The 14,375-nt window shown below is 62.4% G+C and carries 12 protein-coding genes, 7 tRNA genes and 1 pseudogene; 13 read left to right on the forward strand and 7 right to left on the reverse strand.

Translation table 11 applies throughout. The annotated features are described in order from the left end of the window. Positions 1-89: 89 nt before the first annotated feature. The 4 genes from OW521_RS02690 to OW521_RS02705 are packed head-to-tail and all read right to left on the reverse strand — an operon-like array spanning position 90 to position 4,053. Positions 90-1,640, reverse strand: coding sequence for an RsmB/NOP family class I SAM-dependent RNA methyltransferase (locus tag OW521_RS02690; RefSeq protein ID WP_268022718.1), 1,551 nt, complete (start codon positions 1,638-1,640; stop codon positions 90-92). Further along, positions 1,637-2,557 (reverse strand): methionyl-tRNA formyltransferase, encoded by a 921-nt coding sequence (fmt, locus tag OW521_RS02695; protein WP_268022720.1) that lies wholly within the window; start codon positions 2,555-2,557, stop codon positions 1,637-1,639. Before fmt ends, OW521_RS02690 begins: the two co-directional genes overlap by 4 nt. Beyond that, entirely contained in the window at positions 2,554-3,120 is a 567-nt protein-coding gene (gene def, locus OW521_RS02700; RefSeq protein ID WP_268022722.1) for a peptide deformylase, read from the reverse strand. The genes fmt and def overlap by 4 nt, the downstream gene beginning before the upstream one ends. Before the next feature lie 51 nt (positions 3,121-3,171). Continuing rightward, complete coding sequence (locus OW521_RS02705) at positions 3,172-4,053, reverse strand: cytochrome (RefSeq protein ID WP_268022724.1); 882 nt, start codon at positions 4,051-4,053, stop codon at positions 3,172-3,174. Positions 4,054-4,201: 148 nt separating this feature from the next. Here OW521_RS02705 and OW521_RS02710 point away from each other — a divergent pair, with 148 nt between their 5' ends. Then, complete coding sequence (locus OW521_RS02710) at positions 4,202-5,350, forward strand: GGDEF domain-containing protein (protein WP_268022725.1); 1,149 nt, start codon at positions 4,202-4,204, stop codon at positions 5,348-5,350. Between the two features lie 93 nt (positions 5,351-5,443). On the opposite strand, the gene OW521_RS02715 is transcribed toward OW521_RS02710, so the two are convergent. After that, positions 5,444-5,518: transfer RNA gene (locus tag OW521_RS02715), tRNA-Val, on the reverse strand. 327 nt (positions 5,519-5,845) lie between these two features. On the opposite strand from OW521_RS02715, the gene OW521_RS02720 reads away from it, so the two are divergent. From OW521_RS02720 to OW521_RS02750, 7 genes and pseudogenes are all read left to right on the forward strand, one after another. Further along, positions 5,846-5,918 (forward strand) — tRNA-Gly (locus OW521_RS02720). Positions 5,919-5,973: 55 nt separating this feature from the next. Further along, positions 5,974-6,044, forward strand: a tRNA-Cys gene (locus OW521_RS02725). A gap of 41 nt (positions 6,045-6,085) precedes the next feature. Continuing rightward, positions 6,086-6,160: transfer RNA gene (locus tag OW521_RS02730), tRNA-Val, on the forward strand. Between the two features lie 58 nt (positions 6,161-6,218). Continuing rightward, positions 6,219-6,291 (forward strand) — tRNA-Gly (locus OW521_RS02735). A gap of 49 nt (positions 6,292-6,340) precedes the next feature. Further along, positions 6,341-6,415 (forward strand) — tRNA-Val (locus OW521_RS02740). A 58-nt stretch (positions 6,416-6,473) separates the two neighbouring features. Continuing rightward, positions 6,474-6,549: transfer RNA gene (locus OW521_RS02745), tRNA-Gly, on the forward strand. Positions 6,550-6,796: 247 nt separating this feature from the next. Next, positions 6,797-8,202 (forward strand): annotated as a pseudogene (locus OW521_RS02750) (amino acid permease). Positions 8,203-8,662: 460 nt separating this feature from the next. Here OW521_RS02750 and zapE read toward each other — a convergent pair. Further along, positions 8,663-9,700 (reverse strand): cell division protein ZapE, encoded by a 1,038-nt coding sequence (gene zapE / locus OW521_RS02760; RefSeq protein WP_268022727.1) that lies wholly within the window; start codon positions 9,698-9,700, stop codon positions 8,663-8,665. Positions 9,701-9,908: 208 nt separating this feature from the next. Here zapE and OW521_RS02765 point away from each other — a divergent pair, with 208 nt between their 5' ends. From OW521_RS02765 to ybaK, 3 genes are all read left to right on the forward strand, one after another. Next, positions 9,909-10,832 carry a sulfurtransferase gene (locus tag OW521_RS02765; RefSeq protein WP_268022729.1) on the forward strand — a complete coding sequence of 308 codons (924 nt, stop codon included), beginning with the start codon at positions 9,909-9,911 and terminating at the stop codon, positions 10,830-10,832. A 75-nt stretch (positions 10,833-10,907) separates the two neighbouring features. After that, positions 10,908-11,363, forward strand: coding sequence for a SufE family protein (locus OW521_RS02770; RefSeq protein WP_268022731.1), 456 nt, complete (start codon positions 10,908-10,910; stop codon positions 11,361-11,363). A gap of 18 nt (positions 11,364-11,381) precedes the next feature. Continuing rightward, positions 11,382-11,873, forward strand: coding sequence for a Cys-tRNA(Pro) deacylase (gene ybaK, locus OW521_RS02775; protein WP_268022733.1), 492 nt, complete (start codon positions 11,382-11,384; stop codon positions 11,871-11,873). A 44-nt stretch (positions 11,874-11,917) separates the two neighbouring features. Here ybaK and OW521_RS02780 read toward each other — a convergent pair whose 3' ends face one another. Next, positions 11,918-13,168, reverse strand: coding sequence for an alpha/beta hydrolase family protein (locus OW521_RS02780; RefSeq protein WP_268022735.1), 1,251 nt, complete (start codon positions 13,166-13,168; stop codon positions 11,918-11,920). A 154-nt stretch (positions 13,169-13,322) separates the two neighbouring features. Between OW521_RS02780 and OW521_RS02785 the strand changes: the two genes are divergently transcribed. Together OW521_RS02785 and msrB are read left to right on the forward strand one after the other, a co-directional pair. Further along, positions 13,323-13,814 carry a hypothetical protein gene (locus tag OW521_RS02785; RefSeq protein WP_268022737.1) on the forward strand — a complete coding sequence of 164 codons (492 nt, stop codon included), beginning with the start codon at positions 13,323-13,325 and terminating at the stop codon, positions 13,812-13,814. A gap of 13 nt (positions 13,815-13,827) precedes the next feature. Continuing rightward, positions 13,828-14,319, forward strand: a complete 492-nt coding sequence (gene msrB / locus OW521_RS02790) for a peptide-methionine (R)-S-oxide reductase MsrB (RefSeq protein ID WP_268022739.1) — start codon at positions 13,828-13,830, stop codon at positions 14,317-14,319. Positions 14,320-14,375: the final 56 nt, after the last annotated feature.

Here is a 14,375-nt window from a genome sequence, read left to right on the forward strand (position 1 = left end):
TTCCCTCAGTGTTGGTGGCGATCTGGTGGTTTTGGCAATTCTCCAGCTTAGGCACGCGGGGTCGTTTGGCCGGGGAACGGCCTCGAAGGTTACGGCTTCTTCCGGATCAGAGCAAGGAACATCGCGTCTGTTTGGTGCACGTGTGGCCACAGTTGGGCTGTCAAATCGTGACCGGCGCCTAGGCTGCCGGTCAGGCTGACAGCGTCCAAGGCCGCGCCGGCGTCGATCTGCTCCAAATCGTCCCGCTTACGCAGGACATCGCTGACGACGGCGGTGGTTTCGGCAGGGTGCGGAGAGCAGGTCACGTACGCCACCACTCCGCCCGGTTTCACGGCGTCGATGGCAGAGTTGAGCAGTTCACGCTGTAGCGGACCGAGATCGGCGAGGTCCTTCGGGGTCCTGCGCCAACGTGACTCCGGACGGCGGCGCAGTGCGCCTAGTCCGCTACAGGGAACGTCGACCAGCACACGGTCGAAGGTCTCCGCTTGTTCCTTGCCGACGTCGCGGCCGTCGCCGACCCGGACGGTCCAAGCATCGTCCGGAATCGCAGAAAGTGCCTGGCTGACCAGCCTTGCCCGGTGTTCGGCCGGTTCGTTGGCCAAGAGAGTCGCGCCTTCCTGATGGGCGAGGGCGGCCAGCAACGCGGCCTTGCCACCTGGGCCGGCGCAAAGGTCCAGCCATTTCTCGCCACCCTTGGCGACGTGCCCGAGGTCCACGCCCACGACGGCGCGGGCTACCAACTGGGATCCAACGTCCTGAACGCGCATGGTGCCTTCGCGGATGGAAGACATCCGGCCGAGATCGCCGCCGCTGGACAGCGCCGAGTCGATCACGAGTTCGCCGGGAGTAGCCCCGCTCTCAAGTGCTTCATCCAGGCTGCCGATGCCGGGCAGCGCCACCAGGTTCACCACAGGGGCTGCGTTGTCCGCTTCGAGCAGTTCGGTGATTTCACTCGCGGGGCGGCCGTGCATGACGAGCGACTGGCGCAGCGCCCTGACAATCCACTCCGGGTGCGCGTGGCGTATGGACGCGATCTTGGTTTCGTCGGTCTCGCCTTCCAGCAGGAAGTCGAGCCACTCCGGCAGCGTCCTGGCAGTGACTTTTCGGAGCACTGCGTTAATGAGCGACGACGGGCCCGCTCCGATGACCGCGCGGGCCAGCCCGACCGTCTGGTCGAGTGCGGCGTGGGCCGGAACGCGCATGGCGAGCAGCTGGTGGGCACCAAGGCGCAACGCATCAAGGACTGCCGGATCGAGTTGGTCGAGGGGTCGATCGACACATTTGGCGAGGACGGCGTCGTACATCCCCTGGCCGCGCAACGCGCCGTAACTCAGCTCGGTGGCGAATCCGGCGTCGCGCTTGTCCAGGTGATGATGGCGGATACGCGATGGCAGCACAAGGTTGGCGTATGCGTCTTCCGATGCGACCGCGCGCAGAACTTCGAAGGCAACCAATCGTGCCGGATCCGCGCGCCGCGTCCGCTGGGACGGTGCGTTTGCGGAGAAACCGCGCTGCGGACCCCGGTTGCGTTCGCGGCCCTGGGCGTCGCGTTTGCTCTCGCCGCGGGGACCGCGGTTGCCGTGACCTCCGCCGTCCCTGTTCCCACTGTTGTTAGGGCCGCGCCGGCCGGACTCACTCATTCGAATTCCACGCTTTCTGGTGTTGCCAAACCACGGGCCCAATCGGCCGACGGCATCATCTTCTTGCCTGCTGGCTGGATCCGCCCTAGCTGGACTGCATGGGATCCGGTCCCGACCAGGACGTTCTTACCGTCAACCCGGATCTGACCCGGCGCAAGATCGCGCGTGTCCGGGCGCATACCCACCGGCTCGAGCTTAACCCGTTGCCCATAGAGCATGGTCCAGGCTCCGGGTTCCGGCGTGACGCCGCGGGATCTGCGGTTAATGGCGAGGGCCGGTTGCGTCCAGTCGAGCCGGCCGTCGTCGAGCGTTAGTTTGGGGGCCAGCGAGACATCACCTTGTTGGGGCTGGGGCGTCGCTTTCCCGGCGTCGACGGCCGAGAGCGTCTGGCCCAGCAGGACCGCGCCGCTGAGCGAGAGCCGCTCCAGCAAGTCGCCCGCGGTGTCATCGGGCCTCACGGATTCCGTCAAAGTCCCGAAAATAGGTCCGGTGTCGAGTCCTTCCTCGAGGAGAAAAGTCGCGGCCCCGGTGATGTCGTCACCGGCGATGAGTGAACGCTGCACGGGTGCGGCACCCCGCCACGCAGGGAGGAGGGAGAAATGGAGGTTGATCCAGCCATGGCGCGGCACCCCGAGCGCGGCCTTGGGGACAAGGCCACCGTAGGCGACTATCGCAGCGACATCCGGCTCATAAGAAGCGATCCGCTCCGTGGTCTCGGCGTCCACCTTGGAGGCGTGGATGATGTCGATGCCAAGTTCGGCCGCACGTGCTGCCACGGGAGACGGCGTGAGGATGCGTTTACGACCCGTAGGAGCATCCGGCCTGGTCAGCACTGCTACGATCTCGAAGCCTGCCTTGATCAGCGCGTCAAGGGAAGGGACGGCGACAGCCGGGGTGCCGGCGAAAAGCACCCTCATTCAGCGGCTCCGAAGCTGCCGAAGCTGGAGCCCACAGTGTTGGCCCTCTTGGCGGTGGTCCGTTCAGTCACGGAGTGGTAGTTCGCCGCACGGATGGCCCGGAGTGCGGTTTTCCGGTCCTCACCCTCCAGGCGGTCGGTGAACAGAATCCCATCCAAGTGGTCGGTCTCGTGCTGGAAGCAGCGGGCGAGCATGCCCTCCGCCTCAACGGACACGGGGTTGCCGTTCAAGTCCACGCCGGTGGCGCGGGTAGTCCTGCGGCGGCGAACCGGGAAAGCGAGTCCGGGAATGGAAAGGCAGCCTTCTACTTCGTCAGGCTGGAAGTCATCGCTGTTCTCGAGGACAGGGTTGATGATGTGGCCTTCCACACCGCCGATCCGATAAGTGAAGACCCGCTGGCTGACGCCAATCTGCGGTGCTGCGAGCCCTGCGCCGTCCACGTCCTCCATGGTCTGGGTCATGTCCGACACGAGTTTGGCGAGCTCAGGCCCGAATTCCGTGACTGGATCGGCAACCGTGCGGAGCACGGGATCGCCGATGATACGGATACTCAAAATGGCCATGTGCTGTCTTTCCTCACGATCGGCGAAGCTTCGGTCCCAGCAAAAGGGGGCCTAGGCAAGTTTAGTTGAGCCGGCGGGCGCCGGGGCGGCAGGGTACGACGGCGGAGCTACAGGCAGCAGGGCTGTTCCGGCTGCGGCAACGTCGGCAGACATCTCCCACACCCTCTTCAAGGCGCAGAACTTCCACCAGTGGTGCTTGAGAACGTCCGGATTTGCCCGCTGGGGACGCACTTCGGTTTCGCCGATGGCCACTGCAAGCAGAACAGGGTTCTCTCCGTATTTCCACGGCTCCCACTCCCCTGCCACCGGGTCCACAAGGCTTTCCTCGGCCTTCATCCCTGCCACCAATTGCATCACCACTTTGTCGTCGAGGGGCTTAACGGTTCCATCCCGGGTGGTGCCTTTGGTTTTGTAGTCAATCAAGCAGATCCGGCCGTTGATTTCGGCCACGAGGTCAAGTGTCCCGGCGTAGCCGACGCTTGAGTTCCACACCGTGATTTCAGGTGCAATGGGCTCCACCCGGAACAACTCCCACCATTCGTCGAAGCGGGCCGCGAAGGCTTCTTCGCCGTTTGAGGCAAGCTCTTCGCGGGTTTCCTTCGCTCGGTGCGGGCGTCCGAGGGCACGGAGGGCTACTTGTTCGCAGTAGCTATGCACGCGGTCACCGCGGCGTGCGGCGTCGTCCCGGTAAACCTCGGCCGCTTTGGCTGCTTTGTTGACGGCCTGCCGCATCTTGGCAGGACTGGAGAGATGCTGCGGAAGTTCCGGGTCCTTCGCCAGACTACTTGCACCCATGTAGCCGAACCAGCCGTCCAAAGAGTGGGCCTGCTGGCCGATCACCGTGGTGATGGAAGGGACCGAGAAGGACTCAGACGTGGACCGGGCATACATCCGGCCGTATTCAGTGGCGTGGGCAAGCAGTGGATCTGTCATAGGAAAACTCTTTCACACACCACCGACAGGAAAATGCGGATCCGTCGTGACTAAACCGTGTAACGAACAAGGCACTCCTGCATGGCGCGCCGGGTTCCTTGACCCGCGATGCCATAATTGGTCACGTCCTCGGATACGGGAGCGAACAATGGGCCTCGATATAACAACACTGCGAGTGGCTCTTGGCGTGGTCGCTCTTACCCTGCTCCTCCTGTTCTACGCATCATTTCGGCGCACGCGGTCGTCCTACAACGGTTGGTGGTGCATCGCCCTCCTTCTCTTTCTTTCAGGGAACCTGGCCTTCCTTCTCAACGGGACACCGCATCAAGTCTGGGCAAATCCATCGGGAAACGTCCTCTTGGTGGGCGGAGCGTTCGGTGTGTGGACCGGTGCCCGTTCCTTGAGGAAGTTGCCGCCGCCAAGGTGGCAATTTGCCGCAGCATGCGGCGTCACCGCCCTCGCCTCTGCATTGGAAAGCCCCGGTTACAACACGTGGTCCGGAGGCTTGGTGTATCTGGGATTCATGACGCTGGGCATCGCACTGGCGTCCCGTGATCTGTGGTTGCTGGATTCCAGCTACTCCCATGTTCACAAATCGATGGCGCTGGCCGCGGCGTTCATGGCTGCATACTACTTCTGCCGCCTGTCCATGTACCTCGTCGAAGGTCCAACCGGCCCAAGTTTCCGCCTTTATTTTGGCCCGGCCATTGCCAGCCTGGTCACGCTGGTACTCCTCGTTGCCGTGTCCTTCAGCATGACCGCCCTCAGCAACGACCAGTTGATCAACCGGCTAAGCGAACGGGCTGCCCGTGACAACCTGACCGGGCTCCTCAACCGCGGCACCTTCCTGGACTTGGCCACCAAGGAACTGAAGCGCCTACACACCACAAGTTCAGTTGCTTCCCTGATCTTGGCTGACCTGGACCACTTCAAATCGATCAATGATGAGTACGGCCATCCTGCCGGTGACGCCGCGCTCCAAGCCTTCGCGGCTGCCTGCACGGAATCGGTGCGGTCCACCGACCTGGTCGGACGATACGGCGGGGAAGAGTTCATCCTTCTCCTGCCTGGGGCGAACCAGGAACGGGCTGAAAGCATAGCTGCCGACATCAGCCGCGCCCTTGCGGAAACCAAAAGCCTCCCCAGCATACAAATTCCAACGGCGAGCTATGGCGTTACTGCCAGCTCGCTCGCCCGTGTAGATCTGTCGGCGATGATTGCTGCCGCAGATACAGCCCTCTACCAAGCCAAGTCGCTCGGACGGAACCGCGTGGTCGGCGCAGCCCCTCATTCATGAGCGGGTCAGGTTCATGAGCGCGTCAAGGAACTCGCGGACAACGACAGGAGGCCCTGCTTGCAACATTGTTGATGTTGCAAGCAGGGCCTCCCTTGGTGGGCGATACTGGGTTCGAACCAGTGACCTCTTCGGTGTGAACGAAGCGCGCTACCACTGCGCCAATCGCCCGTGCACAAGAAGACTAACCGACCCCGGCCGGAATTCAAAAATCGGGAAAACGGAAGGAAAAGTCACTCGGAAACTCATCGGTCTCCATGACGCATCGGACGAGGCAAGCCAGCTTCTCCACCGCTCAACACAGCCCTCGACGAGCGCGAAACTGCCGATGAATCACAGTCATGTAACTCGATTAATCCGCGCCAATTCAAGGAACTTGGGTCCATTGCTTACGATTCGGACCAAACGATTTGGAGTTTCCCGGAACCTCCTATAGAGTTTTTACTCGTCGGAAAGCGACGGAATGCCCCCTGCGGGCAGCCCGCCGAATAAGGCTATGCGGACGTAGCTCAGCTGGTAGAGCACCACCTTGCCAAGGTGGATGTCGCGAGTTCGAATCTCGTCGTCCGCTCGCAGGACACTGTCACGGCACTGACTTCTTGGAACCCCAGGAATCGTGCTTACACGGTGGGTTGGCCGAGAGGCGAGGCAGCGGCCTGCAAAGCCGTATACACGGGTTCGAATCCCGTACCCACCTCGGTGAAAACCTTGGTTTCCGGTTCAGGCCGGATAGCATTTGGGCGATTGGCGCAGCGGTAGCGCGCTTCCCTGACACGGAAGAGGTCACTGGTTCGATCCCAGTATCGCCCACCAAGGCAAGGCAACTTGCTTGTTGATGAACGTCCGGCCCAGGCCGGAGTGGACATCATGTGCGGACGTAGCTCAGCTGGTAGAGCACCACCTTGCCAAGGTGGATGTCGCGAGTTCGAATCTCGTCGTCCGCTCTCGTATTTTAAGGTCCCGGCAACGGGCCGGCCGGCACATGCCGGATCCGGGCGATTGGCGCAGCGGTAGCGCGCTTCCCTGACACGGAAGAGGTCACTGGTTCGATCCCAGTATCGCCCACCAAGGCAAGGCAACTTGCTTGTTGATGAACGTCCGGCCCAGGCCGGAATGATCATCATGTGCGGACGTAGCTCAGCTGGTAGAGCACCACCTTGCCAAGGTGGATGTCGCGAGTTCGAATCTCGTCGTCCGCTCCAGTCCTTCGATCGCCGGCATTCAAAACCGCACCACCATCCAAGCAGCTCCGCGGAGCTGCTTTTTGTGCCCGCAGCCGCAGTCCGCGGCAGCCTCGCAGTGGAAAGATCGGCAGAACTGATCAATATCATTCAGCAAAAATCACTTTATCCAATGTGATTGAGATCGCATACTTTTCTTCAGGCCCAATTCGTCCACGCCAACAGCCAGGAGTACACGGTGAATCAACAAACACTCGTCCGTTCGATCATGAGGAAGAAACCGATTGACGACATCGAGGAGGAAAGCAAGCACAGCGGGCTCTTCAAGAGCCTGGGTCTCTGGCAACTGACGGCCATCGGCGTCGGCGGCATCATCGGCGTCGGGATCTTCTCCTTGGCCGGCCTGGTGGCCCATGGAAGCAAGGACACGCCAGGGGTGGGCCCCGCGGTGCTGATCTCGTCGTAGCAGGTCTTGCCTCGGCAGCCGCGGCACTTTCCTACGCAGAATTCGCCGGCATGATTCCTCGCGCCGGCTCGGCCTATACCTACGGCTACGTTGCCCTGGGCGAGGTCATCGGCTGGTTCATCGGCTGGGACCTCCTGCTTGAGTACATCGCGATTGTCGCCGTCGTCGCGATCGGAATTTCTGGCTACTTCGATGCGTTCCTTTCCGGGATCGGTATCCACATGCCCACCTGGATGACCTCAACGGTGGACGAAGGCAAGGGCGGCGTGATCAACTTGCCCGCCATCCTGGTGTGCCTGCTGGTCACCTGGATCCTGAGCCGTGGAACCAAGGCATTTGGCCGTTTTGAACTAGTGGCCGTGGCCATCAAGGTCGTCCTGATCCTCTTCATCATCGGCTTGGGCATTTTCTACATCAACACCAACAACTACAACCCGTTCATGCCCAGCGGCTTCGGTCCGGTCCTCGCCGGCTCCGCCACCGTGTTCTTCGCGGTGTTCGGGTACGACGCCATGAGTACCGCGGCGGAAGAGGCCACGGATGGCAAGAAACACATGCCGAAGGCCATTGTGCTATCGCTTGTCATCGCCATGCTCCTCTACGTTGCGGCGACCTTGGTGCTCACCGGAATGCAGAACTACAAGGACATCAACCCCACCGCAGGTTTCGCTTCCGCCTTCACCGGCGTGGGCCTGCCCGTCATAGCCACCATCATCTCGGTCTTCGCAGTCCTGTCCATCCTGACGGTGATGCTGACCTTCCTGTTGGGCGTCACCCGCGTCTGGTTCTCGATGAGCCGCGATGGCCTGCTCCCGGGCTGGTTTGCCGGAACAGACAAGCACGGAACCCCACAGCGCGTCACCTGGATCGCAGGCATCGCCTCGGCCTTGCTCGCGGGCGTTTTCCCCATCAAGGCTGTTGCTGACCTAACGAATATCGGCATCCTCGCAGCATTTGTGGTGGTGTGCTTGGCTGTGATCGTCTTCCGCTACAAGAAGCCCGACGCGCCCCGCACCTTCAGGTTGCCCCTTATGCCACTGGTTCCGGCCTTCGGCGTCCTCGCCTCAGCCTTCCTCATGATCCAGCTGCATTGGGAAACCTGGCTGCGCTTTATTGTGTGGCTGGTCATCGGTCTCGTGATCTACTTCAGCTACGGTCGGAAGCATTCGCTCATGAATCCGGACAGTCCCCGCCACCAGCAGGTGTGACCCCTTCGAAGAATCGTTGACATTCCAGTCAAATTATCCCTTGGCACCTCCAAAGATCTCGGGTTAGGATCGACAACGGAGGAGCGAACTGGCTCCGCGATTGAAGGGAGGTGCCCGTGGGATTACTTGACGATCTGAAGGGCAAGGTTCAGGACCTCATTGGTGGCAAAGAAGAAGCCATCAAGGACGGCATCGAATAGGTCGGCGAATTCATCGTCGACTAGATGCGGTTCATCGAGCCGCTTCCGATTTCGTGGGCAACCTCGACGGGGACGCTGACAAGGCTCCGGCCTAGACAGCACCCTCCACTAATGAGGCTCCGTAGCCGGTTTCACCGGCTCGAGTTCCCGAATACAGTTACGTCAACGGGGCACCGGTCCCGCCGCGAGGCGCCGCCGGTGCCCTTGGCGTTTAACCGCTGCTGCCTCGGCCGGGGGCTCGGCTCCGGTAAGCCCGATCCCTAGGAGGGTTCGTGGTTTTGGCCCTCACGCGCCAGGGCGGTCAGCCGGGACACTGCGCGGAAGTACTTCTTCATGTACCCGCCGGTCATCATGTCCTCGGTGAAGAGCTTGTCGAAAGGCACACCGCTGGCAAGGATCGGGACGTCCTTGTCGTACAAACGGTCTGCCAGCACCACGAAGCGCAGGGCAACGGCCTGCTCGGTGATGGTTTCCACATCCCGCCAGACGACGGCATCGATTCCTGCGATCAGCTTGCGATAGCGGCTGGGGTGGACACCGGCAAGATGGTCGATCAAGCCGCGGAAGTCGTCTACGGCCACGGTCTGGCCGTCGAATTCGGCGTGCATCTGACGCTTGAGGTCCTCGGTCTTGAGTGGTGCCGGCGCAGCGGGCAATCCGCGGTGCCGGAAGTCTTCGCCGTCGATCCTCACAACATCGAACTGATCGGCGAGGACCTGAATCTCCCGCTGGAAGTCGACGGCAGCAAATCGTCCCTCGCCCAGGGAACCCGGCAAAGTGTTGGACGTGGCCGCGAGCTTGACGCCGGCGTCGGCGAGTTCACGCATGAGGCGGGACATCAGTACCGTGTCGCCTGGATCGTCGAGCTCGAACTCGTCAATGCAGACCAGCTTGTAGCTGCTCAAGGCCTCCACGGTCTTGCGGAAGGACAGGGCGCCCACCAGGTTGGTGTACTCCACGAACGTTCCGAAGGCCTTCGGCCCCGGAGCCGAGTGCCACAGGGAAGCCAGCAGGTGGGTCTTTCCGACGCCGAATCCGCCGTCGAGGTAGATGCCGGCCCGGCCGTCGACCTTCTTGCCGAAAAGCCGCTTGAACAGCCCGTCGCCATCCCCGGCTCCTACCGTCGCCCCAAACGCCTCCAGGGCCTTGACTGCCGCCGCCTGGCTCGGCTGGTTAGGATCCGGCCGGTAGCTGTTGAAGGACACCTCTCCGAACCGCGGCGAAGGGTAGAAGCCCTTGAGAATCTCATCCACTGAGACCGCCGGGGTGCGCGCGGCGAGCTGTTCGATCTGTACCAAAGCGGTCCGTTCTTCGTGTCGTAAGTCCAGAGCAAGAATACCGGCAATGCCATGGCCCGGGCGGACACGTGATCAAGGCCATATTTCACCATATGAACGGGGTAGAGCTTTCCTCCCCTGCCCTCGATAATGTGGGATCAGTGCCGGGCACGTCCTATCGCCCGGCGCCGCCCGGTGTCAGTGAAAGTGTCAGTGAAAGGCCATACCAATGTCCTACCCCCTTGAGCAGAACGAGAAGTTCGCCGCGTACGCCCACCCCGAGCGCCTGGTGTCCACCGAGTGGGTCGCCGCAGCCATTGAAGGCGGTGCGCTCGGCGACGGCAAGCTGGTGGTTGTCGAATCCGACGAAGACGTCCTCCTGTACGAAACCGGCCACATTCCGGGCGCAGTCAAGATCGACTGGCACACGGACCTGAACGACCAAGTCACCCGCGACTATGTTGACGGTGAAGCATTCGCAGTGCTGGCCGCCGCCAAGGGAATCTCACGCGACACCACCGTGGTGATCTATGGCGACAAATCCAACTGGTGGGCCGCCTATGCCCTCTGGGTTTTCACGCTCTTCGGCCACGAAGACGTGCGGCTCCTGGACGGTGGCCGTGACAAGTGGATCGCTGAAGGCCGCGATATCACCACCGATGTCCCTCAGCCCACCCCGGGCGAGTACCCGGTGGTGGAACGGGATGATGCCCCGATCCGGGCATTCAAGGATGACGTCCTGGCTCACTTTGGAAAGCCGCTGATCGATGTCCGCTCCCCCGAGGAATACACGGGCCAGCGCACGCACATGCCGGCCTACCCCGAAGAAGGCGCCCTGCGCGGCGGCCACATTCCCACCGCGGCTTCCATCCCGTGGGCACGCGCCGCGGCCGAGGACGGCACGTACCGCAACCGCACGGAACTTGAGGCTCTCTACCTCGGCGAAGCAGGCCTCACCGAGGGCGACGACGTCGTGGCATACTGCCGCATCGGCGAGCGTTCCAGCCACACCTGGTTCGCCCTGAAGTACCTGCTCGGCTTCGAAACGGTCCGCAACTACGACGGTTCCTGGACCGAATGGGGCAATGCCGTCCGAGTCCCGATCGTCAAGGGCACCGAACGGGGCGCCGTCCCTGCTCTCGCCGGAAAGTAGTCCGATGTCTCCGGTCCGGCGCCATATTGAAGTAACCGGCGCCGGACCGGCCCGGACTTGCGTAAGCTGGAAGTGATGAGTACCAATACCTTGCCCGCCGCATTGGCGGAAATTGTCGATGACTTCCAGGCGCTGACCGAGCCGGACCGCCTGCAGCTGTTGCTCGAGTTCTCCCGTGGACTCCCGGCCCTGCCGGAACGGCTGCTGGACCACCCTGAGCTCCTGGAGCAAGTGGTGGAGTGCCAGTCGCCACTTTTCCTGACCATTGAACAGGAAAAGAACCCCGACGGCGTCGCTTACCGCTTGTTCTTCAAGGCACCGCCCGAAGCGCCAACCACGCGTGGTTTTGCGGGCGTCCTGCACGAAGGCCTGGACGGATTGACGGCCGCCGAGATCTTGGCAGTCCCGGATGACATGCCCGAACTGCTGGGCCTCACCCGCGCCATCACGCCACTGCGGATGCGCGGCATGACCGCCATGTTGGGACGCATCAAGCGCAAGGTCGCCGCGGCGGACCGCCTACTGTCCTGATCCGGGATACCGCCGAGAATGGCCAGGAAACAGACTTCACAGGGAACGCCGGCCACAGCCGTACTGGCTGCGGCCGGCGTTCCTTTCACGCTGCACCCGTACACGCACGATCCGTCGGCGGCCAGCTACGGACTTGAAGCGGCCGAGGTCCTGGGAATCGATCCCGACCGGGTGTTCAAAACCTTGATGGTGGACGTCGAAGGCAAGCTTGCAGTGGGCATCGTTCCGGTCAGTGGAAGCCTTGACCTCAAGGCGATCGCCGCCGCATTGGGATCGAAGAAGGCCACCATGGCCGATCCCAAAGCGGCCGAGCGACGCACCGGCTACGTACTCGGCGGGATTTCGCCGCTTGGCCAACGCCAGTCTTCACCTACGGTGCTCGACGAATCCGCATTGGCCTTCGGGACAGTCCTTGTTTCCGGTGGACGGCGCGGCCTGGACATCGAACTGGACCCTGCGGACCTCATCCGGCTCACGAACGCCCGGACTGCCCCGATCCGTAGCCACTAGCAAACGCTCGGGCACCCAAAGGCGCCTGAGCTCCCGGCTGCAGGTCAACCGGAGGCCGGCCCACCCCGAGGCGCGAGCCTCGGCGCCAACCACGAGCGCACCAGCCGCTCCCACTTCTGCGGATCCACATTCCACTCTTTGGTGTGTCGGGCCCCTTCAAACGCTTCAAAAGTGACCATCTCCGGATTCTTTTCGGCGAGACTGGCCGAAGGTCCGTACGGAACGTACTCATCGTCCACACTGTGGATCACCAGCGTCGGCGTCCGAAGTTCGACAGCACGTGAATCCCAGTCCATTGCCTTCAAGTCAACGGGAGCGGCCAGGCCGGTGAGGCGTCGGCCAAGGGGGTGCGCCAACATGAGCTGCCCATAGCGACCCACCGCGTAGGGAATCCTGTTGATTTGTGCGTGGTGCGCAAGGACGTTGACCCAATTGATCACCGGCGCGTCCAAAACCATGGCCCTGATGACATGGCGATGGTGGGAAAGGTCGGCCGTCTGCAGGCAGATTGCACCGCCCATCGACCACCCGAACAGGACCACCTCGTCCGCTCCACGGGCGAGTGCGTACTCAATGGCGGCATCGACGTCGCGCCACTCCGTAGACCCCAAGCCGTAACGCCCGTCCGGGGCAGACGGTGCCAGGCCGTCGTTCCGGTAGGAAACCAGCAGGCTGTCGAGTCCGAGTTCGCGCGCGCTGCGCACTGCACGCAAGCCTTCGAGGCGCGTAGCACCACGGCCATGGACCATGATGGCCCACAACTTCGCGGGCTTCCCCGCTCCGGAAGGGATCAACCATGCCGGGGCTTGGCCGCCCTCAACGTCAATCTGTACATCTTCGAAGTCCAAGCCAAGTGCCGCCGGGGAGTTGTAGACGGCACCGCTCCACCATCCACGACGGGCCGTACTCAGATCCCCGCTGTAGACTTCCTCGACTTCGCGCTGCACGGTGCGCTCTGCGGGCGAATATGACACGATCCGGCCGATCCGCGCGAACCCTGTCCCCCCGGCAAAAAAGAGGCTGAACACTCCGTCGATAGTGGTATCCGGGGTTGCTGCGAGGATGATCTGAAGTCCGTTGTCACCGCGCACCACCGCCAGTACTTCCTGATCCGCCTCGCGCACTGAAGGGGTGATGACGCGCCGGGCGAAATAGGCTGCGAGCGCCGAAGATCCCGCGCCCAGCAGGCCCGCAATACCGCTTCCAGCAATAATCCCCCCGACAGCCCATTTGGCGGAGGCAGACATTTTCGCACCGTTCACTACGGCCGGGGCAGGTGGGGTCTTGGATGCCATGTGACCATTGTCCCCGTTGCGGGGCTTTCACTTGAACAGCACCAACTGTCAGCGTTGCGTCCCGGCTGGCCCAGCCGCCGCGACGCCACGGCCAGAACAGAATTGCCGGCGCGAATCCGTGCCACCCCGCGCGCCTCAGGTCTACGCTGTAGCCATGAGTGATCCAATCGTCATCCTTACCGAAGAGCCGCTCGGCCCGGACGACCGCGTCAATATTGCCAAACTGATCGACGGCGGCGACTCGCCCCTGGTGGTGCTCGTACCGGCGAACACCGAAAGGCATTTGCTGGTCGATTTCCTCGAAAACCTTTCGATGCTCGAGGTAGCCAAAGCCTTTCGGGACCTTGTCGCGGAGGCACCGGATCCCCAGACGAAGCGGGCGCAGGCCGCGGAAGCCTTGTCGGCGTCGCTCGCTACCTTGGAGGGGCTAGGTGGCGGGGTAACAGGTGAAATCGTCGACGGCGGTGCGGTTGCCGGCCTGGTGTCCAAGGTCAAGGCGCTGAATGCGGCACAGGCAGTGGTGGTCACACGTCCACACGCTATTGCCGATACTTTTCACACAGACTGGGCGAACAAGGCGCAGGACCAGTTGGGCTTGCCCGTGCTGCATCTTTACGCGGGCTCGGGATTTATCGGTGACTCGTGAACGTTGAGAGAACATGAGCACTGCAGATAACAGGAAGTACTTCCAAGCCGCGGACCCCTTGGCCGGGGTTCCTCTCCAGGAAGTCCCGAAGGACGGGCAATGCGTGGAGAAAACAGAGGCGGAGTGGCGCGAAGAGCTGACCCCCGAAGAGTTCAGGGTCCTGCGCCAGGCCGGTACGGAACGCCCGTATACGGGTGAATATTGGGACACACATACCGCCGGCGTGTACCAATGCCGGGCCTGCGGCGCGGAGCTTTTCACCAGCAACGAGAAATTCGATTCGCATTGCGGTTGGCCGTCGTTCTGGGCACCTCTCGCCGAAGGCACCGTCCGGTACATCCATGACCGTACTTTGGGCATGGAACGCGTAGAGGTCCGTTGCGCCAATTGCGATTCTCATTTGGGCCACGTTTTCGACGGCGAGGGCTACGGTACGCCGACTGACCAGCGGTACTGCATTAATTCCGTTTCGCTCAAGCTCGTCGAGTCCCCCGCACCGCAGTAACGTCGGACACAGTGCAGTAAGGCGCCGGCGGTCCCCACGGCCAGCCCTCCCCGGGC

This window comes from Arthrobacter sp. MMS18-M83 (assembly GCF_026683955.1).
Lineage (GTDB): Bacteria > Actinomycetota > Actinomycetes > Actinomycetales > Micrococcaceae > Arthrobacter.